The sequence below is a fragment of the Micromonospora sp. DSM 45708 genome (assembly GCF_039566955.1).
Classification (GTDB): Bacteria; Actinomycetota; Actinomycetes; order Mycobacteriales; family Micromonosporaceae; genus Micromonospora.
The window spans coordinates 527,636-551,391 of the sequence record NZ_CP154796.1 but is presented as its reverse complement, the minus strand read 5'-3'; the positions used below and the strand labels follow the sequence as shown (position 1 = coordinate 551,391).

General features: G+C 74.7%; 17 protein-coding genes. 8 read left to right on the top strand and 9 right to left on the bottom strand.

Features of this window, described 5'->3' with window-relative positions:
• The first annotated feature begins 145 nt into the window (after positions 1 to 145).
• The 4 genes from VKK44_RS02735 to VKK44_RS02720 are packed head-to-tail and all read left to right on the top strand — an operon-like array spanning position 146 to position 3,299.
• Entirely contained in the window at positions 146 to 1,207 is a 1,062-nt protein-coding gene (locus tag VKK44_RS02735; protein WP_343445272.1) for an ABC transporter substrate-binding protein, read from the top strand.
• The gene (locus tag VKK44_RS02730) at positions 1,204 to 1,983 is read left to right on the top strand and encodes an ABC transporter ATP-binding protein (RefSeq protein WP_343445271.1); all 780 of its coding nucleotides are present in this window, start codon (positions 1,204 to 1,206) and stop codon (positions 1,981 to 1,983) included. The genes VKK44_RS02735 and VKK44_RS02730 overlap by 4 nt, the downstream gene beginning before the upstream one ends.
• Positions 1,973 to 2,857 carry an ABC transporter permease gene (locus VKK44_RS02725; RefSeq protein ID WP_343445270.1) on the top strand — a complete coding sequence of 295 codons (885 nt, stop codon included), beginning with the start codon at positions 1,973 to 1,975 and terminating at the stop codon, positions 2,855 to 2,857. Before VKK44_RS02730 ends, VKK44_RS02725 begins: the two co-directional genes overlap by 11 nt.
• 4 nt (positions 2,858 to 2,861) lie before the next feature.
• Positions 2,862 to 3,299, top strand: a complete 438-nt coding sequence (locus VKK44_RS02720; protein ID WP_343445269.1) for an RrF2 family transcriptional regulator — start codon at positions 2,862 to 2,864, stop codon at positions 3,297 to 3,299.
• Positions 3,300 to 3,541: 242 nt separating this feature from the next.
• Here the strand turns inward: VKK44_RS02720 and VKK44_RS02715 are convergent, their stop codons facing one another.
• The 7 genes from VKK44_RS02715 to VKK44_RS02685 all read right to left on the bottom strand — a co-directional run bounded on the left by VKK44_RS02715 (position 3,542) and on the right by VKK44_RS02685 (position 14,486).
• Positions 3,542 to 3,709: a hypothetical protein gene (locus tag VKK44_RS02715; protein ID WP_343445268.1), complete on the bottom strand. Its 168-nt coding sequence runs from the start codon at positions 3,707 to 3,709 to the stop codon at positions 3,542 to 3,544.
• Positions 3,710 to 3,887: 178 nt separating this feature from the next.
• Positions 3,888 to 5,147: a DEAD/DEAH box helicase gene (locus VKK44_RS02710; protein WP_343445267.1), complete on the bottom strand. Its 1,260-nt coding sequence runs from the start codon at positions 5,145 to 5,147 to the stop codon at positions 3,888 to 3,890.
• A 211-nt stretch (positions 5,148 to 5,358) separates the two neighbouring features.
• On the bottom strand, positions 5,359 to 5,562 hold the full coding sequence (gene cspE / locus VKK44_RS02705; RefSeq protein ID WP_013288421.1) for a transcription antiterminator/RNA stability regulator CspE: 204 nt from the start codon (positions 5,560 to 5,562) through the stop codon (positions 5,359 to 5,361).
• 229 nt (positions 5,563 to 5,791) lie between these two features.
• Complete coding sequence (locus VKK44_RS02700; protein ID WP_343445266.1) at positions 5,792 to 9,196, bottom strand: ATP-dependent helicase; 3,405 nt, start codon at positions 9,194 to 9,196, stop codon at positions 5,792 to 5,794.
• Positions 9,193 to 12,900: an ATP-dependent helicase gene (locus VKK44_RS02695; protein ID WP_343447631.1), complete on the bottom strand. Its 3,708-nt coding sequence runs from the start codon at positions 12,898 to 12,900 to the stop codon at positions 9,193 to 9,195. The genes VKK44_RS02700 and VKK44_RS02695 overlap by 4 nt, the downstream gene beginning before the upstream one ends.
• Positions 12,901 to 13,072: 172 nt before the next feature.
• Complete coding sequence (locus tag VKK44_RS02690) at positions 13,073 to 13,618, bottom strand: LOG family protein (RefSeq protein ID WP_343445265.1); 546 nt, start codon at positions 13,616 to 13,618, stop codon at positions 13,073 to 13,075.
• Between the two features lies 1 nt (position 13,619).
• Complete coding sequence (locus tag VKK44_RS02685) at positions 13,620 to 14,486, bottom strand: LOG family protein (protein WP_343445264.1); 867 nt, start codon at positions 14,484 to 14,486, stop codon at positions 13,620 to 13,622.
• A gap of 156 nt (positions 14,487 to 14,642) precedes the next feature.
• Between VKK44_RS02685 and VKK44_RS02680 the strand changes: the two genes are divergently transcribed.
• Positions 14,643 to 14,804, top strand: a complete 162-nt coding sequence (locus VKK44_RS02680) for a hypothetical protein (RefSeq protein WP_343445263.1) — start codon at positions 14,643 to 14,645, stop codon at positions 14,802 to 14,804.
• 50 nt (positions 14,805 to 14,854) lie between these two features.
• Here VKK44_RS02680 and dapE read toward each other — a convergent pair whose 3' ends face one another.
• Positions 14,855 to 15,925, bottom strand: coding sequence for a succinyl-diaminopimelate desuccinylase (gene dapE / locus VKK44_RS02675; RefSeq protein ID WP_343445262.1), 1,071 nt, complete (start codon positions 15,923 to 15,925; stop codon positions 14,855 to 14,857).
• Positions 15,926 to 16,028: 103 nt separating this feature from the next.
• Here dapE and dapD point away from each other — a divergent pair, with 103 nt between their 5' ends.
• A complete protein-coding gene (gene dapD, locus VKK44_RS02670) occupies positions 16,029 to 16,988 on the top strand; it encodes a 2,3,4,5-tetrahydropyridine-2,6-dicarboxylate N-succinyltransferase (RefSeq protein ID WP_343447630.1) in 960 nt (319 codons plus the stop codon).
• 52 nt (positions 16,989 to 17,040) lie between these two features.
• Here dapD and VKK44_RS02665 read toward each other — a convergent pair whose 3' ends face one another.
• Complete coding sequence (locus tag VKK44_RS02665) at positions 17,041 to 20,409, bottom strand: S8 family serine peptidase (protein ID WP_343445261.1); 3,369 nt, start codon at positions 20,407 to 20,409, stop codon at positions 17,041 to 17,043.
• A 116-nt stretch (positions 20,410 to 20,525) separates the two neighbouring features.
• Here VKK44_RS02665 and VKK44_RS02660 point away from each other — a divergent pair, with 116 nt between their 5' ends.
• Positions 20,526 to 21,083: a sugar O-acetyltransferase gene (locus VKK44_RS02660; protein ID WP_343445260.1), complete on the top strand. Its 558-nt coding sequence runs from the start codon at positions 20,526 to 20,528 to the stop codon at positions 21,081 to 21,083.
• Positions 21,084 to 21,177: 94 nt separating this feature from the next.
• Positions 21,178 to 23,742, top strand: coding sequence for a hypothetical protein (locus VKK44_RS02655; protein WP_343445259.1), 2,565 nt, complete (start codon positions 21,178 to 21,180; stop codon positions 23,740 to 23,742).
• Positions 23,743 to 23,756 lie beyond the last annotated feature (14 nt).

Below are 23,756 nucleotides of genomic sequence, written 5' to 3'. Positions count from 1 at the left end.
TCGACACTAGCGCCTCCGTACCGGCCACACCGGCGGTGTGCCGTGGCCGAACGGTGGACAGATGCGGGACGGGTCTTGACGCCGCCCGGCACCCTGCCCCACTCTTCCTACCAACTAAATAGGAATACTGCGGATTGGACTTTCGATGAGACGGCTCCCCCTGCGCCGCCTGGTCACGCTGGCCACCCTGGCCGCGGTCGGCGCGGCCACACTCGGCACCACCGCCGCCTGCGGCGGCGACAGCGACGCCGCCGGCGACTCCGGCCCGGTGACGCTGCGCCTGGGCTACTTCCCCAACCTCACCCACGCGCCGGCCGTGGTGGGCGTGGAGAAGGGGATCTTCAAGGAGAAGCTCGGCGGCGACGTGACGCTGGAGACGAAGACCTTCAACGCCGGCCCGGCGGCCATCGAGGCGGTCTTCTCCGGCGCGCTGGACGCCACGTACATCGGTCCGAACCCGACCGTGAACGCCTTCTCCAAGTCGAAGGGCGAGGCGGTCCGGGTGGTCTCCGGCGCCGCGTCCGGCGGCGTCGCGCTGGTGGTCAAGCCCGGCATCACCTCGGTGGAGCAGCTCCGCGGCAAGAAGATCGCCACGCCGCAGCTCGGCAACACCCAGGACGTCGCGCTGCGCTACTGGCTCAAGGAGAAGGGCCTGGCGACCACCAAGGAGGGCGGCGGCGACGTCAAGGTCGTCCCGCAGGAGAACGCACAGACCGTCGAGACCTTCGGCAGCGGTGCCATCGACGGCGCCTGGGTGCCGGAGCCGTTCGTCTCCCGCCTGGTCAACGCCGGCGGCAAGGTGCTCGTCGACGAGCGCGACCTCTGGCCGGACAAGAAGTTCGTCATCACGAACCTGCTGGTCAGCACCAAGTTCCTCAAGGCGCACCCGGACGTGGTGAAGAAGCTGGTCGAGGGCCAGGTCGCGGCGAACGAGTTCGTCAACACCAAGCCGGACGAGGCGCAGCAGGCCGTCTCCGAGCACATCGGCAAGATCACCGGCAAGCCGCTGGACATCAAGCTGATCAAGCAGGCCTGGCCGACGCTGGAGTTCACCAACGACCCGATCGCGGCCTCGCTGAAGGCCGGCCTGGACCACGCCGTCGCGGTCGGGCTGACCCAGCCGGTCGACCTGAACGGCCTCTACGACCTGAAGTACCTCAACGAGGTGCTGAAGGCCGAGGGCAAGCCCGAGGTCACCCAGCCGTGACGTCGACCACGACGACCCCGCGCAGCGCGACCGGCTCGGTCGCGCTGCGCGGCGTGACCAAGGTGTACGGCCAGGGCGAGCAGGCCGTCCTGGCGCTGGACGGGGTGTCGCTCGACGTCGCGCCGGGCGAGTTCGTCTGCCTGGTCGGCGCGTCCGGCTGCGGCAAGAGCACGCTGCTGAACCTCGTCGCCGGCCTGGACCGGGTCAGCGGCGGCGCGATCGAGCTGGGCGAGGGCGTCAACCCGGGCCTGATGTTCCAGGAGCCGGCGCTGTTCCCGTGGTCGACCGTCGAGGGCAACGTCGAGGTGCCGCTGAAGCTGCGCGGGCTCCCCCGCGACCAGCGCCGGGCCCGGGTGGCCGAGCTGCTGCGTACGGTCCACCTGTCCGACTTCGGCCGCAAGCGCCCGCACCAGCTCTCCGGCGGCATGCGGCAGCGGGTCGCGTTGGCCCGCACGCTCGCGCTGGACACCCCGGTGCTGCTGATGGACGAGCCGTTCGGCGCGCTCGACGCGATGACGCGGGACATCCTGCACGACGAGCTGGAGCGCATCTGGGCCGAGCGCAAGCTCACCGTCCTGTTCGTCACGCACAACGTTCGCGAGGCGGCCCGGCTCGCCGACCGGATCGTGCTGCTCTCCAGCCGGCCCGGCCGGATCATCTATTCCACCCGGGTCGACGTGCCACGACCCCGACGGATCGACTCGCCGGAGGTCTCGGCCATCGCCGCCGAGGTCACCGACCGGCTGCGCAAGGAGGTGGGCCGGCATGGCCAGTGACACCCTCGCCGCGTCGGCGCGTACCGACGCGGAGATCTCCGGCCTCGACGCGCTGGAGATCGCCGGCCGGGAGAAGGGCCCGTCCCGGCTGCGCCGGCTCTGGTCCGCCACCTGGCCAAAGTTCGCCGCGCTCGCGATGGCGATCGCCCTCTGGCAGGCGGTGGTCTGGAGCGGGTGGAAGGAGCCCTGGGCGCTGCCCGGTCCGGCGGTGGTCTTCGGCGACCTCGGCCACTACCTGGTCAGCTCCGCACTCTGGGAGGGTCTGGCCACCACCGCCCGGCGGGCGGCGGTCGGGTTCTCCGCCGCGGTCGCGGTGGGCCTGCTGCTGGGCCTGGGCGTGGCCCGGGTCAAGGTGCTCCGGGCCGCGCTCGGCTCGATGATCACCGCGTTGCAGACCATGCCGTCGATCGCCTGGTTCCCGCTGGCCATCCTGCTGTTCCAGCTCAGCGAGCAGGCCATCTTCTTCGTGGTGGTGCTCGGTGCCGCGCCGTCGGTCGCCAACGGCGTCATCCACGGCGTGGACTACGTGCCGCCGCTGCTGGTCCGCGCCGGCCGCAACCTCGGTGCCCGCGGGCTCAACCTCTACCGGTACGTGATCGCACCGGCCGCGCTGCCCGCCATCGTGGCCGGGCTCAAGCAGGGCTGGGCGTTCGCCTGGCGCAGCCTGATGGCCGGTGAGCTGCTGGTGGTCATCGCCACCCGCACCTCGATCGGCGCGCAGCTCACCTACGCCCGCGAACTGAGCGAGGCGCCCCGGCTGATGGCCATCATGATCGTGATCCTGGTGGTCGGCCTACTGGTGGACACCGCGTTCGGCGCGGCCGACAAGGCGATCCGCCGCCGCTGGGGCGTGCTGGACCAGGCCGGCAACTGACACCGTGTACATCTCCGCGCGCGCCGACTACGCACTCCGGGCCATGCTCGCCGTCGCCGACGCCGGATCCACCGGCGACGGGGACCCCGGCGGCGAGCTGGTCAAGGCCGCGAGCCTGGCCGAGCGCCAGGACATTCCGCTCAGCTTCCTTCAGGGGATCCTGCTCGACCTGCGGCGGGCCGGGTTGCTGCACAGCCACCGCGGCACCGAGGGCGGGTACGCGCTGACCCGGCCTCCGGGCGAGATCAGCGTCGGTGACGTGCTGCGCGCGGTCGGCGGCGCGCTCACCAGCGTCCGGGGCATGCCGGCGGACCGGGCCGGCTACCACGGGGTGGCCACCGGGCTGCGGGACGTCTGGCTGGCGGTGGACGGCGCGATCGCGCTGGTGGTGGATCGCACCACGCTGGCGGACCTGCTGGCGGACCGCGCCCCGGCCCCCTGAACCGGGCGGGCCCTGAACCGGGCGGGCCCTGCACCGGGCCGGCCCGGAGGCCGGGCGGGGCCCGGTGCCGGGGCCCCGCCCGGCTGCTCGCGCCCCGCCCGGACAGGGCTTCAACCCGGTGAGGTCGGCTCGCCGGAAAGGCATCGCTCGGAAGCGATATGACCGTGGGGCATATTTATACCGCTGAGGTATATCCGTCGTCACCGAACACCCGTCCGCCGACGTCACTCCGCGTGACGACCTCAGCCGGGATTGAAGGTGCGGGCCGCGCCCCGATCCGGCGGGCCGCCCGCGGCCGGGTGCCAGGGGCCGAACGCGGCCACCACGGCGAGCGCCAGACCGGCACCCGCCACCGCGAGCACCAGCAGCACCTCCCGGGTCCCGCCCCCCGAACCGGCGTCACCCGCCATGGTCGCCCCTCCCGCATCCGGCCGGTCCCCCCGACCGACTCACGGAACCCAGCATCGTCGCCCCGACGACAGCGGACAGTCGGCCACCCGACTGAACATTCGCTGATCCCCGACTCAGCGAGGAGCCACGAAGCAGCCGGTCAGCGACCCCAGGACGGCCGACCAGCGGGACGGCCGGTCAGCGGCGGCGCGGGCGGCGGCGGGGCCGCGTCCCCGGGGCGGGGTGCGCGGCGACCGGCGGCGGGACGGCGATGGTCACCGGCGTGCCGGAGGGCTCCCGCGCCCCGGTCAGCCGGCCCAGCTCCGCGTCGCCGGCGCGGACCCGGGTGGTCTGCGGGTTGATCCCGGCGGTGCTCATCAGCCGGGCTACGTCCCGGCGCTGCTCCGGCAGGACCAGCGTGACCACGGTGCCGGACTCCCCGGCCCGGGCGGTCCGGCCACCCCGGTGCAGGTAGTCCTTCGCCTCGGTGGGCGGATCGGCGTTGACCACCAGATCCAGCCCGTCGACGTGGATGCCGCGCGCCGCCACGTCGGTGGCCACCAGCGCGGTGACCTGGCCGGTGCGGAACTGCTCCAGGATCCGGGTGCGCTGCGGCTGCGACTTGCCGCCGTGCAGCGCCGCGGCGCGTACGCCCTTGGCGAGCAGTTGGCGGGCCACCCGGTCGGCGCGGTGCTTGGTGGCGATGAAGACGATGGTGCGGCCCTCCCGCGCGGCGATGTGGGCCAGCGCGGCCGGCTTGTCCTCCGGCTCCAGGTGCAACACGTGGTGCGTCATCGCGGTGACCGTGGCGGTGCCCGGGTCCACCGAGTGCGTGACCGGGTTCGCGAGGAAGCGGCGGACCAGCCGGTCCACGCCGCGGTCCAGGGTGGCCGAGAAGAGCATCCGCTGACCGCCCGGGGCGACCTGCTCCAGCAGCTTCGTCACCTGCGGCAGGAAGCCCATGTCGGCCATCTGGTCCGCCTCGTCGAGCACGGTGATCTCGACCTGGTCCAGTCGGGCGGACCCGCGGTCGATCAGGTCGTGCAGCCGGCCCGGCGTGGCCACCAGCACCTCGGCCCCGGCCCGCAGCGCGTCCGCCTGGCGGGTGAGGGAGAGCCCACCGACCACGGTGGCGCAGCGCAGCCCGAGCGCGCCGGCGTACGGGGTGAGCGCGGCGGTCACCTGCGCGGCCAGTTCCCGGGTGGGCACCAGCACCAGCGCGAGCGGGCGGCCGGGACGCGCCCGGCGGCCGGCCGTACGGTGCAGCAGCGGCAGCCCGAACGCGAGCGTCTTGCCGGAGCCGGTCCGCCCGCGGCCGAGCACGTCCCGGCCGGCCAGCGAGTCGGGCAGGGTCGCCGACTGGATCGGGAACGGCGCGTTGATGCCCTGCGCGGCCAGCTCGGCGACGAGCGCCGGCGCCAGGCCGGTGGCGGCGAAGGTGGGCAGGGTCGTGGTCATACGGAAAGCCTTCCTCGAGGCGGCACGTGTCGAGGAAGGGCGCCGGACGACGGCGCGTCACCGGCATGGCCGGTGATCACAAGCACGAACCGAAAGGGACGGGCCGGCCCGCCTCGGCGCGCCAGCTCCCCGGTACGGGAGGGCGGCGCGGCGGGCCGGCCCGTGCACCACGCCCGGCGGGGCGCGGTGGTGGTGCCGGTTGATCCGAAGATCAGAGCGGGCGGATGTTCTCCGCCTGCGGGCCCTTCTGGCCCTGGGTCACCTCGAACTCGACCCGCTGGTTCTCGTCCAGGCTCCGGTAGCCGGAGGTCTGGATCGCCGAGAAGTGGGCGAAGACGTCGGCGCCGCCGTCGTCCGGGGTGATGAAGCCGAAGCCCTTGTCAGCGTTGAACCACTTGACGGTGCCAATTGCCATGTGTTTCGTCTCCTTGACGGAACGGTCGGCCCGCACGTGTTGCGGGCCGGAGAGGAGCCCACCACGCATGGGCTGCGTGGCGTGCCTGTCGCTGCTGGTCGCCCCGCCCGGAGAACTCCGGACACAACAAAGAGCGCCTGGGGCCACAATCCGCCAGGCGCACACAGAGTCTCTGGAAACCAAAACTGCAACGAGAGCAACGTACCACGGATCTCGCCCGGTGGGGAGATCACGTCGAAATTTCCGGCACGGCGGCCACCAACGCGGTCAGCCCCTCGACGTCGAGCAGGTCGGCCGGGCGGACGGTCACCGCGTCCCGCACGTAGTGGAACGCCGCGCCGACCCGTTCCACCGGCACGCCGGCCAACTCGGCCCAGGCCAGCCGGTAGACCGCAAGCTGCACCGCCGCCGCCTCGGCCTCCGGGCCGGTGGGCTGGCGGCCGGTCTTCCAGTCGACCACGTCGTAACGCCCGCCGGGGCGGGCGAACACGGCGTCCATCCGGCCCCGGATCACCACCCCGGCGATCACTGTGACGAACGGCACCTCCACCTCCACCGGCACCCGGTCGGCCCACTCGCTGGCCAGGAACCGCTCCTGCAACTCGGCCAGCGCCCCGTCCGGGGCGGCGCCGTCGTCGGCGGCACCTGGCAACTCGTCGACGTCCAACAGCCGGTCCGCGCCGAAGCGCTGCTCCAGCCAGGCGTGGAAGGCGGTGCCCCGCCGCGCGTACGGGCTGGGAGCGCTCGGCATCGGGCGGCGCAGCGTCCGGGCCAGCGACTCCGGGTCCCGGCGCAACGCCACGAGCTGGGTCACCGAGAGCTGGCCGGGCAGCTCGACCTCGACCGCCTCGGCCCGGCGGGCCAGCTCCACCTGCTCGGCGAGGAGCAGGTCGGCCTCCCGCCGCCAGCGCTCCACCTCCGCGTCGGCGTCGTCCGGCGGGGTCGTGACCGACCCGACGGTGGCCAGCAGCGCGGCCTCGCGGCGGGCCGCGTCCGGGTCGGCCAGGTGGCGGCGGACCAGCGCCGCCGCCTCGGTCAGCGCCGGCCGACGCCCGCCCAGCGGGTCGGCCGGCCACTCCGCCCGCGGCACCGTCTCGGTGGTCGGGTTCACCGCGTCCCCGGCCGGCTCCGGCGCCCAGGCGTCGACCACGTGCCCGTCCGTCCCGGCCAGGCCGACGTCGTACACCTCGCGCAGGAACACCGACGGGCCGCGGAACCGCTTCGTCCCCTCCCCCCACCAGTAGCCGGAGCAGAGCAGCAACCGGCGGGGCCGGGTCACCGCCACGTACGCCAGCCGGCGCTCCTCCCGCTCGTCGTGCGCCCGCCAGGCGTCGGTGAACTCGGCCAGCGCACGGGCCACGCCGCGCTGGTCCGCCGCCTCCGGCAGGGCCAGCTCGGGCAGCCCGTCCGCGTCGCCGCGCAGCGGGAACGGCAGCACGCCGAGCCCGCCGAGCCAGTGGTCGGAGTTGCGGACCGGCCCCGGCCAGACGCCCCGGGTCAGCCCGGCCACCGCCACCACGTCCCACTCCAGGCCCTTCGCGGCGTGCGCGGTGAGCACCTGCACGGCGCCGGCCACCACCTCGACCTCGCCCGGGGCCAGCCCGCGCTCCTCGTCCTCGGCGGCGGCCAGGTAGGCCAGGAAACCGGCCAGCGTGGCGCCGGGCGTCTCGCCGCTGAACCGCGCCGCGACGTCGCCGAGCGCGTCCAGGTGGGCACGGGCCAGCCCGGCGTCGCCGGCACCGTCCCGGCCGGCCCGGACCGCCACCTCGACGTCCAGCCCGATGGTCCGTTCGATGTCCGCGATCAGCTCCGGCAGGGACTGGTCCAGCCGGTACCGGAGCAGCGCCAGCTCCATCCCGTACGACCGCAGCCGCGCGAACCCCTCCGCCGAGTACGCCTGCGCCGGCCCGAGGTCGGCCAGCGCCTCCACCAGCGTCGCCTCGTCCAGCACGTCCACGGTGATCTCCGGCCCGTCGTCGCCGGTCAGCTCGCGGCGGCTGCGGGCGATGGCCCGGGCGCGACGGTGCAGGGCGACCAGGTCGCGCGGACCGATCCGCCAGCGCGCGCCGGTGAGCAGCCGCAGCAGCGCCGCCCCGTCGGTCGGATCGGCCAGCACCCGCAGCGTGCAGACCACGTCCCGGACCTCCGGGGTGTCCAGCAGGCCGCCGAGCCCGACCACGTCGACCGGCAGTCCCCTGCCCCGCAGTGCCGCCTCGAGCGCCGGGATCTGGCTGCGCAGCCGCACCAGCACCGCCGTGGTCGGGCGACGGTCCGCCGGTATGTGCTCGGGCAGCGCGCCCGGCATCCCGGCCGCGCCCCGCCACGCCGCCAGCACGCTGTCCGCGATCCAGTCGGCCTCGTCGGCGTACGTCGGGAGCAGCGCGCAGTGCACCGTGCCGGCGGCCTGACCGCCCGGCGTACGGTGCGGGATCGGATCGCGGACGCTGAGCGCGGCGTGCAGCTCGGGCACCCGGGCGCCGGCCGCCCGCAGCGGCACCGAGAGCGCGTTCGCGACGCCGAGGATCTCCGGCCGGTTACGCCAGCTCGTGGTGAGGCCGAGCACGTCGGCGGGGGTGCCGTCGGCGCGGGCGAACTCACCGGGGAAGCGGTCCAGCGTGCCGGCGCTCGCCCCCCGCCAGCCGTAGATCGACTGGCAGGGGTCGCCGACCGCGGTGACCGGGTGGCCGCCGCCGAACAGCGCGTTGAGCAGCACCACCTGCGCGTGGCTGGTGTCCTGGTACTCGTCGAGCAGCACCACCCGGAACCGGTCCCGCTCGATCACGCCGACGCCCGGGTGGTCCCGGGCCACCCGCGCCGCGCGGGCGAGCTGGTCGGCGAAGTCCATCGCCTCGAAGTCGTCCTTGCGCCGCGCGTACGCCCGGACCAACGGCAGCAGCTTCAGCCGGGTCCGCTGGAGCTGGAGCGCCTTGCGCACGTCGGCGTAGACCCGGCCGGGGCGGGACTGCACCTCGGCGAAGAAGCGGCCGGTCCAGCCGGCCAGCTCGTCCGGGTCGACCAGGTGCTCGTCCAGCTCGCCGGCGAGCGCGAGCACCGCGTCGGTGATGGTGGACGGCATCCGGTCCACCTCGGACATGTCACCGTCGTAGTTGCGCACCAGCAGGTCGACGAGCTGCCAGCGGGACGCCTCGGTGAGCAGCCGGGTGGTCGGCTCGTACCCGGCCCGCAGCCCGTGCTCGGTGACGATCCGCCCGGCGTACGAGTGGTACGTGGAGACGGTCGGCTCGCCCGCCAACGGGTCCTCGCGCGGGTCCCCCCGGGGGCGGCCCAACCGGCGCACGAGCTGGTCGAGGCGGGTCCGCACCCGATGCGCCAGCTCGCCGGCGGCCTTGCGGGTGAAGGTGAGCCCGAGGATGTGCTCGGGGCGCACGTACGCGTTGGCGACCAGCCAGACCACCCGCGCGGCCATCGTCTCGGTCTTGCCCGAGCCGGCGCCGGCGACCACCAGCAGCGGCTCCACCGGCGCCGCGATGATCGCGGCCTGTTCCCGGGTGGGCGCCGGCAGCCGGAGCAGCCGGGCCAGCTCGACGGGGGTGTAACGGGGCCCCGCGTCGGCGGCCCGGGGCGCGGGCGGCGGCGTACCGGTGGCGTCGAACAGCGCCGGCTGGCTCGTCATGTCTGCTCCGGGGGCGGCTCGACCACCTGGCGGCCCTGGCCGGAGACCGGGCAACTGGTGCGTACCGGGCAGACCCGGCACTTCGAGTTGGCCACGGCGGCGAACGTGGCGGCGGCCATCGTGTCGGCGGTCCGGCGGACCAGCGCGGTGGCCCAGCCGGCCTCCGGGCCCTCCCCGGCCGCGGCCTGGGCCTGCTCCTTGGCGTCCCGGGCGCCGGTGCCGAGCTGCACCAGCGCGGCCCCGCCGGACTCCGCGCCGAACTCCGCGAACCCACCCGCCTCCACGGCCGCCTGGTACGCCCCGAGCTGCGGGTGCTCGGCGACCTCCCGCTCGGTGACCGCGGTGGACTTGCCGGTCTTCAGGTCGATCACCACGAGCCGGCCCTCGGCGTCGACCTCCAGCCGGTCGACGCGGCCGGTCAGCTCGATCGGCCGGGCCGGATCGTCGAGGCGGACCGCGAACTCGTGTTCGATGGCGAGCAGCCGGCGCGGGTTGCCGGCCAGCCAGCGCAGCAGCTTGTCGACCATCGCCTCGGCGCGCTGCCGCTCCGGGCCGACCATCCAGCGGGCGGCCAGCTCGATCGCGTCGAACCGGGCGGCCACGTACTCCAGCAGCGCCTCGCGGTCGACGCTCGCGTCCTCGGCCAGCATCGCGGCGGCGTGCACCAGGTTGCCGACGCCCTGCGCGGCACTGGCCGGCCCGCTGCCGCCGTGCCGTTCCAGCAGCCAGCGCAGGCTGCACCGCAGCGCGCTCTCCATCGCCGAGGGGGTGACCCGCACCGGCTCGCCGTCGTCGACAAGCGGCCGGTCGTCGGAGAGACCGCGCAGCCCCCACCAGTCGTCCGGGTGCGCGCCGGGCACCCCGGCGGCGGCCAGCCGGGCCAGCTCGCCCGCCGCCGCGTGCCGCCGGCTCACCGGCGCCGCCGGGTCGGTGATCGCGGTACGCAGCTCCGCCACCAACGCGGACAGGGTGAGCCCGCGCGGCGGCAGCGTCACCGGGAGCGCGCCGGACGGCGCGTCCTGCGGGTGGTCGTCGCCGTGCGGCACCGGCCCGTCCGGCGGACCTGCCGTGCCGGCCGTCGTCCGGCTCCGGCCGCGCTCCCCCGGACCGGCGCCGCCCCCGTCGGGCCCGCCACCGGTCCGGCCCTTGCCGTCCGGTCCGTCGCCGTGCGGGCCGTCGCCGTGCGGGCCGTCGCCGTGCGGGCCGTTCGGGGCGGTGCCGCCGGCGCCGGTGGCGGGCGGTTCGCCGGCGGCCAGCTCGTGCAGGAAGCGGCTGGGCTGCTCCTCGTGGTTGTCGCCGCCGACCGCCGCGGAGGCGACCGCGGTGACCAGCAGCCGACGCCGGGCCCGGCTGACCGCGACGTGGAACAGTCGCCGCTCCTCGTCCAGCAACGCGGACGTCTGACCGACCAGGCTGGCCCGCAGGCCCGCCCCGTCGGCCCGGCCGGCGAGCACGTCGACCAGCCGCTCGGAGCCGAGCAGGCTGCCGCGCAGCCGCAGGTCGGGCCAGACGCCTTCCTGGACCCCGACGACGGCGACGAGATCCCACTCCAGGCCCTTGGCGGCGTGCGCGGTGAGCAGGCGGACCGCCTCGCCCCGGTCGGCGGCGGCGGCGAGCGTGTCCGCCGGCAGCTCCTGCCCGAGCACGTGGTCGAGGAAGACCTCGGTGCGCGCCCCCGGCAGCCGGTCGGTGAACCGGGCCGCGGCGTCGAAGAGCACCAGGACGGCGTCCAGGTCGCGGTCGGCGGCCTCGGCACGCCAGCGCCGGGCGGTCTCGTGCTCGCCGGTGGCCTCCCGCCCCCGGGTGACCGCCCCGGCCCAGCGCTCGGCCAGCCCGCTCTCCCGCCACACCGCCCAGAGCACGTCCTCGGCGGTGGCGCCGGGGGTGGCGGCGGCCTCCCGGGCGGTCGTCAGCAGGTGCGCCACGGCCTGCGCGGGCGCCGCCCAACGCCGCTCGACGGTGGTCAGCTCGGCCGGGTCGCGTAGCGCCTCCACCAGCAGCTCACCGGAGGGGCGGCGGTCGCCGCCGGCCAGCGCGAGCGCCCGCAGCCCCTGACGCAGCCGCCGCTCGGCCAGCGGGTCGGCACCGCCCAGCGGCGAGTGCAGCAGCGCCACCGCCGCCTCCTCGTCCAGCCGGTCGGGTTCGAGCGCGCAGCGGAGCAGGAGCAGCAGCGGGGCCACCGCCGGCTGGAGGTGCAGCGGCAGGTCCTCGCCGTGCACGACGGTGGGCACCCCGGCGGTGTGCAGCGCGCGCCGCAGCGACGGGAGCTGCCGACCGGTGGACCGGACCAGCACCGCCATCCGGGACCAGGGCACGCCGTCGAGCAGGTGCGCCTCGCGCAGCGCGTGGGCCAGCCAGGCGGACTCGCTGGTCGCCGAGCGGAACGTGCGCACCTCGACCGCCCCGGCCGGCGCGTCCGGGAGCGCCCGCAGCCGCCGGTGCGCCGCCGGGCCGCGCAGCCGCCGGGCCAGCCGGGCGGTCGCCGCCAGCAGCTCCGGCCCGGCCCGGTAGGACGTGGTCAGCGTGACCTGGGCGGCTGGCGCGCCGGACGCGGTCCGGAACCGGTGGCCGAACGTGGCGACCACGGCCGGATCGGCGCCGCGGAAACCGTACGTGGAGGAGTCCGGGTCGGCGAAGGCGACCAGGGAGCCGCCGTCGCCGGCCACCACGGCGAGCAGGTCGACCTGGGCCGGGTCGGTGTCGGCCAGCTCGTCGACGTAGACGTGGGCCAGGCGGCGGCGTTCGGCGGCGAGCAGCCCGGGATCGTCGAGCAGCATCCCGGTGGCGGCCCGCACCAGCTCCGCCGGGTCGTACGCGACCGACCCCCGGTTGCTCACGTCGCGCAACGCGAGGACGGCGACGTACTCCCGGAGGAAACGGGCGGCGGCCGGCCAGTCGGCGCGGCCCAGCTTCTCGCCCAGTCGGGCCAGCTCGACCGGGCCGACGCCCCGCTCGGCGGCCCGCATCAGCAGGTCGCGGAGCTGCTGGGCGAACGCCCGGGTACGCAACGCGGGGCGCATGTCCTCCGGCCAGCCGACCGGGTCCTCCGCCGGCTCCTCGCCCACCACGTCGAGCAGCTCCCGGATGATCAGATCCTGCTCCGGGCCGGTGAGCAGCCGGGGCGAAGGCTCACCGCGTTCGGCTGCGGCGCGGCGGAGCAGCCCGAACGCGTACGCGGGGAACGTGCGGACCAGCGGCTCACGCACCACCCGGCGGCCGTCGCCGGCGATCCGCGCCTCGATGCGCCGCCGCAGCTCGGTGGCGCCGCGCCGGCTGAACGTGAGCACCAGCACGCGCTCCGGGTCGACGCCTTCGGCGACCCGGGCGGCGACCGCCTCGACCAGCGTGGCGGTCTTCCCGGTGCCGGGGCCGCCGACGACCAGCATCGGCCCGTCGGTGTGCGCGACCACCTCGGCCTGCACCGGGTCGGCCCGACGCCGCCCGTCCGCGGCGGTCCCGGAGTCGAGCCGCGCGGGCCCGACACCAGCCGGAGGACGGGTGGACTCCGCCGACGCCGGGCGGGCGTCGTCCGGAGAGGACGCGGCGGCGGCCGGTGGGTGCGCGGCATCGCCCGTCGACCCCCCGGATCGCGGCTCCGACACGGCCGGCCCGTCGGACCGGCCCACCCCCTGCCCCGCCCCGGCGTCGTGGGTGACCCCCGCCCCCATGTCGCCGGGCCGGCGCACCAACCGGTACGCCTGCATCACGGACATCCCACCACGCCGGTACGACACCCGGAAACCGACGCCGCCCCACGCGCCACAGCTCACCCGGGCACCGGGCACCGCGGCCAGACGTCACACAGCGTTCCACCCGTCCGGCCTGCGCGCGGTGAGTGGAACGCTATGGCGGTCCAACGGGGGCGGGCGCGGGCGGTCAGGTGAGGCGGGCGTCGATGAGGTCGAGGGCGGCGGGCACGCTGTCGGCGACCATCAGCAGGTCGAGGCCGGCCGGCTTGAGGAAGTGCCGTTCGGCCAGCGTGCCGAGCCAGTCGAGCAGCGGCCGGTAGAACCCGTCCGCGTCGACGAGCACCATCGGCTTGGCGTGCAGGGCGAGCGTGGCGGTGGTCCAGACCTCGAACAGCTCGTCGAGCGTGCCCAGCCCGCCGGGCAGCGTGACGAAGGCGTCCGACCGGTCGACCATCAGCGTCTTGCGGCTGGCCATCCCGTCGGTGACCAGCAGCTCGTCGGCGGCCAGGTCGGCGACCTCCAGGTCGACGAGCGACTGGGGGATGACGCCGAGCGTGCGACCGCCGGCCGCCCGCGCGCCGTCCGCCACCGCGCCCATCATCCCGACGCAACCGCCGCCGCTGACCAGCGTGTGCCCGCGCCGGGCCAGCTCCGCGCCGGTCTCGGTGGCCAGCGCGAGCCAGCGGGCGTCGAGGGTACGTGAGGACGCGCAGAACACGCAGACGTCGGCCATGTCAGCGCGACCCGGCCGGGCCCTCGGGTGCGGCCTCGGCGGCGGCGTGCTGGTCGGCGGCCACCCGGGCGACCGCCTCCTCGCGTACCGCCTCCTGCTCGGCGGAGAGCACCGCCTCGGCCTCCACGATGTGCCGGACCGCCTCGTTGACGTCGTCGGTGACACGGATCAGGTCGAGGTCGCTCGGCCCGATCTTGCCGTCGGCCGCCATGGTGGCGCGCATCCAGTCGAGCAGGCCGCCCCAGTAGTCGGCGCCCATCAGCACGACCGGGAACCGGGTCACCTTGCCGGTCTGCACCAGGGTGAGCGCCTCGAACAGCTCGTCCATGGTGCCGAAGCCGCCGGGCAGCACCACGAACGCCTGCGCGTACTTGACGAACATGGTCTTGCGGGCGAAGAAGTAGCGGAAGTCGATGGCCAGGTCGACCCAGTCGTTGAGGCCCTGCTCGAACGGCAGCTCGATGCCGAGCCCGACGGAGAGACCACCCGCCTCGCCGGCACCCCGGTTGGCGGCCTCCATCACGCCCGGCCCACCGCCGGTGATCACCGCGTAGCCGGCCCGGGCCAGGGCGCCGCCCAGCTCCTCGGCCAGCCGGCACTCCGGGCTGTCCGGCTTGCTGCGGGCCGATCCGAAGACACTGACGGCGGGCGGCAGGTCGGCGAGCGTGTCGAACCCCTCGACGAACTCGGACAGGATCCGCAGCGCCCGCCAGGCGTCCTTGGTCTTCCAGTCGCCGCGGCCCCGGGAGTCGAGCAGCCGCTGGTCCGCGGTGCTGTTCGGGATCGCCCGGTTGCGCAGCGTGACCGCTCCGCGGTGCCGCTCGACCCGCGGCCCCTGCTCAGTCGGCCTCCCGGTGCTCTCGCTCATGGGGCCACCGTAGTGGAGCGGCGGCGACGGGGCGCGGAGGCCGGCGAGCCGGAGAAAATCTTTGCGATCAAGGCAACTAATTCGCTCGCCCGTACGTCTTACTATTCACATACCCGGTATGCCCGGGGGACGCGCCTTCGGGGGAGGAGCCAGCGTTTGATCAGCAACAGCGAGATGATCCGGATCCGCCGGCAGATGCAGCGGCGGATCCACGACGTGGTGGCCGAGCGTCGCCGCGCCCGGATGATGGAGGCCCACCACTCCGAGCCGGCCGGTGACACCGACGAGGCGGACGCGCCGCTGACCGCGCGCGCCTGACGGTCCGCAGGCCCGCGACGCCGGGCGCGGGCCTGCGGATCGTCGGTACGTCAGGCCGCCAGCCAGCGGTGCAGGGTGGCCGCGCCGTCCCGGATCTTGGTCAGCTCGACGTGCTCGTCCTTGTGGTGCGCCAGGTTGGGGTCACCGGGGCCGAAGTTGAGCGCCGGGATGCCCATGGCCGCGAACCGGGCCACGTCGGTCCAGCCCAGCTTGCCGATCGGCGCGGCGCCGACCGCGGCCAGGAACTCCTGCGCCGCCGCGTTGTCCAGCCCGGGGGCCGCACCGGCCGCCGCGTCGGTGACCGTCAGGTCGAAGCCGGCGAAGACCTCGCGCAGGTGGGCCTCGGCCTCCGCCGGGTTCCGGTCCGGGGCGTACCGGTAGTTGATCTCGATCTCGCAGCGGTCCGGGATGACGTTGCCGGCCACCCCGCCGTGGATCCCGGTGGCGTTGAGCCCCTCGCGGTAGTCGCAGCCCTCGATGGTCACCCGACGCGCCTCGTACGCGCCCAGCCGGCGCAGCACCTCACCGGCGCCGTGGATGGCGTTCACCCCGTGCCAGGACCGGGCGGCGTGGGCGCGCTCGCCGTGCGTGGTGACGGTGGCCCGCATCGTGCCCTGGCAGCCCGCCTCGACGATGCCGTACGTGGGCTCCAGCAGCACCGCGAAGTCGGCCGTCAGCCACTCGGGGTGGCTCTGCGCCACGAGCGTGAGGCCGTTGTAGCGGGACTCGATCTCCTCGGCCTCGTAGAAGAAGTACGTGACGTCGTAGCGCGGGTCGGGCAGCGTCACGGCCAGGTGCAGCGCGAAGGCCACCCCGGACTTCATGTCGGAGGTGCCGCAGCCGTACATCAGGTCGCCGCGCATGGTCGACGGGAAGTTGCCGTTGAGCGGCACGGTGTCCAGGTGGCCGGCGAGCACCACCCGCTGCGGGCGGCCCAGGTCGGTGCGGGCCATCAGCGTGTTCGAGTGCCGGTAGGTGCTCAGGTGGGGTACGCCACGCAGCACCTCCTCGACGCAGTCGGTGATCGCCTTCTCGTTGAGGGAGACCGACTCGATGTCGACCAGGGCACGGGTCAGCGCCACCGGATCGGCCAGGACCTCGGGGGTCAACGGGTTCTGCATGTCTCGCACGGTACCGTCATCCCCGGTGGGTGCGAGGAACACGTTCCGCGCCCGCGGCCGCGAGCAGCGGCGGACGCCGCCGCCGGAGCAGAAGGGTGACACCGTGACGTCCGCACCATCCGCCTGGGGCATCGGCCTGGCCACCGTCACCGCCGACGACCAGGTGCTGGACACCTGGTACCCGACCGGCAAGCTGGGCCTCGGCGAGCTGCCGCTGGTGCCCGGGGAGGACCAGGCCGACGTGCTCGACCTGCCACCGGGCGCGATCGGCGAGCGGGCGCTGCCCGGCCTGCGTACCGTCGAGGTGACCACGGTGATCGGTTCGCTGGACGACCCGATCAAGGACGCTGCCGACGCGTACCTCCGCCTGCACCTGCTCTCCCACCGCCTGGTGCGGCCGAACGAGCTGAACCTCGACGGCATCTTCGGCAAGCTGGCCAACGTGGCCTGGACCTCGGCCGGGCCGTGCCCGCCGGAGCGGGTCGACGAGCTGCGGGTGATCGAGCGGGCCGCCGGCCGCCACCTGGCCGTCTTCGGGGTGGACAAGTTCCCCCGGATGACCGACTACGTGGTGCCGGCCGGGGTGCGGATCGCCGACGCGGACCGGGTCCGGCTCGGCGCGCACCTGGCCGCCGGCACCACGGTCATGCACGAGGGCTTCGTCAACTTCAACGCCGGCACGCTGGGCACCTCGATGGTCGAGGGGCGGATCGTGCAGGGCGTGGTGGTCGGTGACGGCTCCGACATCGGCGGCGGCGCCTCGATCATGGGCACGCTGTCCGGCGGCGGCAAGGACCGGGTCCGGATCGGCGAGCGCAGTCTGGTCGGCGCGAACGCGGGCGTCGGCATCTCGCTCGGCGACGACTGCGTGGTCGAGGCGGGCTGCTACCTCACCGCGGCCTCGAAGATCACCCTGCCGGACGGCCGGGTGGTCAAGGCCCGCGAGCTGTCCGGCGTGGACGGGCTGCTGTTCTGGCGCAACTCGGTGACCGGCGCGCTGGAGGCGAGGCCGCGGACCGGCCGGGGCATCGAGCTGAACGCCGCCCTGCACGCCAACAACTAGACGGTCCCCGTCCGGGTCCGCGGCGCGACGCCACGGACCCGGACGGCCGGGCTCACCGCAGGCGGTACGCCTGGATGATCCGCTGGGTGACGGTGTTGCCGGCGTCGTCACGGGCCGAGGCCCGCAGCGACACGTAGCCGGGGCCGGCCGGGTGCACGACGGTGGCCGTCCAGCCGGTGCCCTGCTTCTTCAGCGGCGCCTTGCGCCACGTCTTCCCGCCGTCGTAGGACACGTCGACGGTGAGCGCCGCGACCGTGCCGGCCGGCGCGCCGGGCTGGCGCTGGACCGCCACCGGGACCGCGAACGTGCGACCGGCGGGTGCGGTGCCGTCCACCGTGAGCGGCGGGGTGAACCGGACCGCCATCGCCGGCAGCCGGGCCGGCGTCTCGCCCGGCACCCGCTTCGAGCGGAACGTCCAGCTCGCCGAGACCTCGGTGCTGAGGTCGGTGAAGGAACGCTTCGCGACGGTCTCCAGCCGGTAGTTCGCGAGGCCCGGGGGCAGTTCCTCGAACACGCCGTAGCCGGGTGCGGCGACCTCGCCGACCAGCTTGCCGTTGCGGTAGAGCGCGGTGCGCTCGGTGTCGTTGAGCGAACCGCCCAGGTGCCCGGCCGCGTCGCTGTGCATCGGCAGGGAGACCACCATGGTGTCACCGGTTCGGGTGATGCCCTGCTCGGGCCAGCGCGGCTGCGGGAAGGACGGCCCGTACGGTGCGGCGTTCCAGTTCTCGGCGTAGCTGTGGCCGGCCCGGTAGCGGGTCGGTCCGGACTCCAGCACCGCCTGCGTGTTCAGCCAGCCCTCCTCGTCCCGCTTGCCGAGGTCCAGCTCGAAGTTCCAGCGCGTACGGCTGGTGCTGAGGTGCTCGATCCGCTTCCCGGGCGTCGGGACCGGCAGGATGATCGCCGAGCCGCCCGTGTTGTAGTCGAGCTCCGGGTAGACGATCCACTCGCTCTCCAGCCCCGCGTAGCCGTTCGCGAAGCGGCTGGTGACGTGCGCCAGGTCGGCCGGCTGGTAGTGCCGGACGAATCCGGTCGGGAACCGGCCGGGGAACACGTCGCTCAGCCCGTAGAAGTAGGGGCTGCGCTCCGGGGCGGTCGGTTCGGCCCACTGGCTGGCCAGCGAGCCGACGAAGACCTTGTCCGAGACGGTGCGACCGAGCTGGGCCGAGTACAGGCCGTCGAAGGTGCCCGTCCACAGCCCGAAGCTGGCGTAGTAGTCGCCGAAGTTCCAGGCGGCGGTGAAGTCGATCAGCAGCGGGGCCGCGCCGCGCTGCGGCACGGTGGTGCGGACCGGCTTCGCCCGTCGGGCGTCCAGGGTGAGCCGCTGGTTCCCGGTCACCACCAGTTCCGGCTGGGTCAGCATGGAGATCTCCGACCAGCCCTCGTCGCCGTCCACGAAGAGCAGGCTCTGCACGCCGTACCGGCCCTTGGGCACCCGGATCGTGGCCTCGCCGTCGGCGTCGACCACGTCCCGGGTCGCGCCGTCGTCGAGCCCGATCAGCGTGGTGTAGAAGTCACCGGTGAGCGCGCCGGCCCGGTTCCGGTGGGTGACGGTCAGGTCGTAGCTCTCCACCTCCCGGTTGACCGCCAGCGGGGTGACCGCGACGGTGTCGCCGGACCGGGCGGTCAGCCGGCCGGTCCAGTACCCGTCGGCACCGCCGAGCCGGGTGTCCACCACGACGGTGACCTGGCCGGTGCCGCCGGCCGGGACGGTGAGCCGGGAGGCGCTGAGGGTGAGCATGCCGGCCGGCGCGGACTGCCCGTCCGGGCCGGTGAACCCGGCGTTCAGCTCCAGCGTGAGCGGGGCCGTGCCGCCGTTGCGGTAGGTGACGGTCCGGCTGATCGGCTTGTCGTCGGCGTGCGGCCAGACCGCGACGCCGAACGAGAGCGAGGACGGTTCGCTGGTCACCTGCTCGGTGATCGCGTGGGCCACGTCGACCCGACCGGCGCCCTGCTGGAACGCGGTCTGGTCGGGGTGCGGCCGGGCCGAGGCCATCAGCGTGGCCTTGTAGCGGCCGGCGTTCCAGCCCGGGTGCTGCTGGGCGATCAGCGCCACCGCGCCGGCCACGTGCGGGGTCGCCATCGAGGTGCCGGAGAGGGAGACGTACCGGTCGCCCACCGGGTCGCCGATCTGGCCGTTGGCGGCGCGGGCGGCCACGATCTCCACACCCGGCGCGGTGATGTCCGGCTTGATCGCCCCGTCGCCGGCCCGCGGACCGCGGCTGGAGAAGTCGGCCAGGTCGTCGTTGCGGTCGACGGCGCCGACCGACAGCGCGGCGTCGGCGGTGGACGGTGAGCCGACCGAACCGTCGGCGCCGTCGTTGCCGGCGGCGACCACGAAGAGCGAGCCGGTCTGCGCGGTCAGCGTCTCGACCGCCTGCTCCAGCGGGTCGATCTCCGGCGTGTCGAAGCCACCCAGACTCATGTTGATCACGGTGGCGTGCTGCTCGGCCGCGGCCCACTGCATGCCGGCCAGGATCGCCGACTCGGTGCAGCCGTACGTCTCGCAGACCTTTCCGGACAGCAGCGTGGCGTCCGGGGCGACGCCCCGGTACTTCCCGCCGGAGGCGGCTCCGCTGCCCGCGATGATCGAGGCGACGTGGGTGCCGTGCCCGACGAGGTCGTCCGGGTCCGTCTCCTCGCTGAAGTTGCGCGACTCGGCGACCTTGCCGGCCAGGTCCGGGTGGGTGAGGTCGACGCCGGTGTCGAGCACCGCGACCTTCACGCCCTTGCCGGTGTATCCGGCGGCCCAGGCGGCCGGCGCGCCGATCTGCGGCACGCTGTGGTCCAACGTCAGCCGCCGCCGCCCGTCCAGCCAGATCCGGTCGACACCCCCCGCCGCGTCGAGCCGGGCACCGGAGCGGTCCGCGGCGACCGCCCGCCAGAGCGGGCCGGCGTCGGCCTTGGTCGCGGTGAGCGCCGCGCCGCCGATCGCCGGCAGGTCGCGGGTCACCCGGGTGCCGGCGAGCGGGGCCGCGGCCCGCCGGGCCACCCCCGGCCGGTACGACACCAGCAGCGGCACGGTGTCCCGGTGCGCGTCGTCGTAGCCGGCCGCGATCAGGCCGGTGACGTCGAACAGTCGCCGGTCGAGCCGGCCGGAACGGATCAGCGCCAGCGCGTCCTGGGGGATCACGCTGAGGCCGTCGTGCTCACGGCGGACCAGGAACTGGAAACCGGCGCGGCCGGCGCCGGGGCGGACCGCGGCACGATTGCCGGCGGCGACGGTGACCTGGTCACCGGTGATCAGGGTGACGGTGGCCGGCCGGGTCGACGACCCGGTCGGGGCGGGCTTGGCGGTCGGGGCCGCCGACGTGGCGGCGTGCGCGGGCACGGGTAGGCCGAGTGCCAGGCCCAGGGTGAGGCCGAGCGCGGCCAGCTTCCTGCGGTTCCGGGGCAACCTTTCCTCCTCGGTGAGGCGTCTCATCGACAGAAGGCACATCGATGCGGACCATCAGAATTGCATACCGGGTATGCAACCGGAAGTCAGCTATCCGACCGAACCGGTTCCCGTCGAGCGGCCGGACCGTGGATGATCCACCAATGAGCGCCATGAAGGACCGGATGCTGGCCGGCGAGCCGTACCTCGCCGACGACCCCGCGATCGTCGCCGACCTGGAGCGCGCCGCCCGGCTGACCGAACGCTTCAACCGCAGCGCGGCCGGCGACCCGCAGGGCCGCCTCGCCGCCCTGCGCGAACTGCTCGGCACGCTCGGCGAGGACGCCTGGATCCGGCCACCGTTCCACTGTGACTACGGCTCCCAGACCCACCTCGGGCCACGCAGCTTCGTCAACTTCAACGCGGTCTTCCTCGACGTCGCCCGGATCACCATCGGCGCCGACGTCCAGATCGGACCGAACGTGCAGCTCCTCACCGCCACGCACCCGGTGGAGCCGGAGGCCCGCCGGGCCAAGTGGGAGGCGGCGAAGCCGATCACCATCGGCGACAACGTCTGGCTCGGCGGTGGCGTGATCGTGCTCGCCGGCGTGACCGTCGGCGACAACACGGTGGTCGGCGCCGGCGCGGTGGTGACCCGCGACCTGCCGGCGAACGTGGTGGCGGTGGGTAACCCGGCCCGGCCGATCAGGACCCTTACCTGACGCCTGAGCTGCCAAAACAACTCTCCGGGGGGATGCGGATTCCGGATTCAGCGCGCACTCTGGGTAGTGAGATGCTCACTCTGGGGAGGCCCCGATGGAGCGCGTGCTGGAACTACGGGTGCACGGGGTGTCGAACACCCCGCCGGATCAGCTGCTGGGCCTCCCCGGACCGGGTGGTGACGGCCCCCAGCCGGAGCTGGTCGCCGGCGGACAGGTGACCGGTTTCTACCGTTCGTCCCGGGCAATGCGGGACGAACCGATCAGCGTCGAGGCGTACAGTTGGGGGAAGCTGACCTCCGGCGCGCGGACCCGGCGGGACATCGAACGCGCGCTCTGGACGCTGCTGCTGCCCTTCGCGCTGGCGAACGTCGCGCTGCACGCCCGGGCCGGCATCCCGGCGGACCCGGACCGGGAACGCTGGGCCAGCCGCTCCGGCATCACCGCCTGGCTCATCCGGCTGTTCTGCCTCAGCCTGACCTGCACCCTGGTCATCGCCGTGACCGGGATCGGCGTCGACCTCATCGGCTGGCAGTGCGTGGGACGGGAGTGCCTGGGCCAGCTCCCCGGCCCGTGGGAGTTCCTCGGCAACGCCTGGTGGCGCCGGGACACCCGGGCGCTGGCCCTCGGGCTGCTGCTGCCGCTGCTCGTGCTGGCCGCGATCGGGCTGGTCGCCTGGCGCACCTACCAGTACGAGGCGGAGATGCCGGCCGAACCCCGCTCCCGCCCGGACGGGAGCGGGCCGGCCGAACCGCCGGAACCGTTGGAGAACCCGTTGCAGGACCCGACGTTCTGGAACGGTGAGGGGCAACTGCGCCGCGCCGCGGTGCTGCACCTGTGCGCCGGGGCGGTGACCGCCGCCGCCGTGCCGGTCACCGCGGTGCTGCTGATGGACCCGCCGCGCGGACTGCGGGCCGTGGTCGCCTGGCCGACCGTCGCGCTGTTCGTCGCCGTGGTGACGATCGCCGTGGTCGCGGTCGGCCGCCCCTGGCTGACCCGCCGCCAGGGCGCCACCCCGCTGGGCCGGTGGAGCATCGCGGTGGCGGTGCTCACCGCGCTCGGACTGGTCGGCACGTTCGTCCTCCTGCTGCTCCCGGACGGGCCGGCCGGCCGGCCACTGGCGACGTACCGGCCACCGGTCGGCTGCCCGGCGGTCCCGGACCTCGCCGGCTGCCGCGCCGCCCGCCCGCTCCCCGGCTACGAGACCGCGCTCGCCTGGCTCGTCACCTACCAGGTGCTGCTGCTGGTGGCCATCGGCGCGGCGAACCGCTCCGGGCGGCGGGCACTGGCCGGGCCGGGCGTCGCCGCCGTGCTGCTGCCGCTCGGGGTGGCCTGGATCGAACGCGGCCTGCCCGGCCTGCCGGCCGCACCGGCCGGGCTGCACACCTGGATGCTCGTCGGCCCGGCCATCGCGCTCGCCATCGCCGGGCTGCTCATGCCGCGCCTCCGGCCCGCCGTGCCGACCCAGCCGCTCGGCGCGTACACCGGCCTCGCCTGGTACGGCTGCGCGCCGGCGGTCATCGCGGGTTTCGGCTGGATAATGGCGGTCGCGTACTGCGCCGGGCTGCTCTACTGGGTCAGCGAACGGCTCGACGGGCCGGTCGACTCCGCCGACCGGGGGCGCGTGGTGCCGCCGCTCGCCGTCTTCTGGGCCGGGCTGGCCTGCGTGATCGGGCTGCTCATCCTGCTCGGGCTGCTGTTGCGCGCCGGGTACCTGCTGCAACGGCTGCGCCGCGCCGAGTACGCCCGGCTGACCTCCGCCGACGGCCTCTCCCCGCACGACCTGCGCCGCTGCCGCGACGTCAGCACCTACCGGGCGCTGCACCGCCTGGTGGGCGAGCACGCGGTCCGGCTGATCGGCTGGTTCGCCGCCGGGGCCGCGCTCCTGATCATCCTGTGCTGCACCGCCGCGCTCTCCGGCCACCGGCCCGGCCCGCTCTCCCCGGCCGGCTGGCAGACCGCGATCCACTGGACCGCCGAGCTCGGCGACGCCGTGCTCGGCTGGCTGCCGGTGGTGACGAGCGCGCTCGGGCTGATGGTCTACCGCACCGACTCCGTCCGCCGCTCGGTCGGCGTGATCTGGGACGTGTGCACGTTCTGGCCACGGGCCGCACACCCGCTCGCCCCGCCCAGCTACGCCGAGCGCGCCGTACCGGAACTCCAGACCCGGGTCGCCGGGCTGCTGGCGCTGCCGCCCCACCACCCGGACCGGATGGACGGCGTGATCCTCTCCGGGCACAGCCAGGGCACCGTCATCTGCGCCGCGGTGCTGCTGCACCTGCCCCGTCGGTGGCGGCAGCGGACCTGGTTCTTCTCCTACGGCTGCCAGCTCACCCGGCTCTACGGCCGGATCTTCCCGTCCTACTTCGGGCCGGAGCGGCTGCGCACGCTGGCCCGGGCGGTCACCTGGCCCGGCGGCCACGTCGCCTGGACGAACTTCTGGCGGGACACCGACCCGCTCGGCTGGCAGGTCAGCGCCGGGCAGCGGGACGTGTCGGTGGCCGACCCGGAGGCGCTGCACCCGACCGGCGGCGAGGTGGCCGACCCGCCGATCCGCAGCCACAGCGGCTACCCGGAGGCGGTGGAGTTCATCCGTGAACGGGCCGTGGTGGCCCGCCTGCTGCGCCGGAGCGTGCCGTCACCGCGGCCCGGCGTCGGCTGACCGGGACCCGCCGA

What these genes read in the sequence shown, in the direction of transcription:
- VKK44_RS02710 (WP_343445267.1), bottom strand. Translation starts at nt 5,147, where the DNA reads ATGACCACGACCCTGCCCACCTTCGCCGCCACCGGCCTGGCGCCGGCG.
- VKK44_RS02735 (WP_343445272.1), top strand. Translation starts at nt 146, where the DNA reads ATGAGACGGCTCCCCCTGCGCCGCCTGGTCACGCTGGCCACCCTGGCC.
- cspE (WP_013288421.1), bottom strand. Translation starts at nt 5,562, where the DNA reads ATGGCAATTGGCACCGTCAAGTGGTTCAACGCTGACAAGGGCTTCGGC.
- VKK44_RS02695 (WP_343447631.1), bottom strand. Translation starts at nt 12,900, where the DNA reads ATGCAGGCGTACCGGTTGGTGCGCCGGCCCGGCGACATGGGGGCGGGG.
- VKK44_RS02685 (WP_343445264.1), bottom strand. Translation starts at nt 14,486, where the DNA reads ATGAGCGAGAGCACCGGGAGGCCGACTGAGCAGGGGCCGCGGGTCGAG.
- VKK44_RS02665 (WP_343445261.1), bottom strand. Translation starts at nt 20,409, where the DNA reads ATGAGACGCCTCACCGAGGAGGAAAGGTTGCCCCGGAACCGCAGGAAG.
- VKK44_RS02690 (WP_343445265.1), bottom strand. Translation starts at nt 13,618, where the DNA reads ATGGCCGACGTCTGCGTGTTCTGCGCGTCCTCACGTACCCTCGACGCC.
- VKK44_RS02655 (WP_343445259.1), top strand. Translation starts at nt 21,178, where the DNA reads ATGGAGCGCGTGCTGGAACTACGGGTGCACGGGGTGTCGAACACCCCG.
- VKK44_RS02700 (WP_343445266.1), bottom strand. Translation starts at nt 9,196, where the DNA reads ATGACGAGCCAGCCGGCGCTGTTCGACGCCACCGGTACGCCGCCGCCC.
- VKK44_RS02660 (WP_343445260.1), top strand. Translation starts at nt 20,526, where the DNA reads ATGAGCGCCATGAAGGACCGGATGCTGGCCGGCGAGCCGTACCTCGCC.
- dapE (WP_343445262.1), bottom strand. Translation starts at nt 15,925, where the DNA reads ATGCAGAACCCGTTGACCCCCGAGGTCCTGGCCGATCCGGTGGCGCTG.
- VKK44_RS02715 (WP_343445268.1), bottom strand. Translation starts at nt 3,709, where the DNA reads ATGGCGGGTGACGCCGGTTCGGGGGGCGGGACCCGGGAGGTGCTGCTG.
- VKK44_RS02725 (WP_343445270.1), top strand. Translation starts at nt 1,973, where the DNA reads ATGGCCAGTGACACCCTCGCCGCGTCGGCGCGTACCGACGCGGAGATC.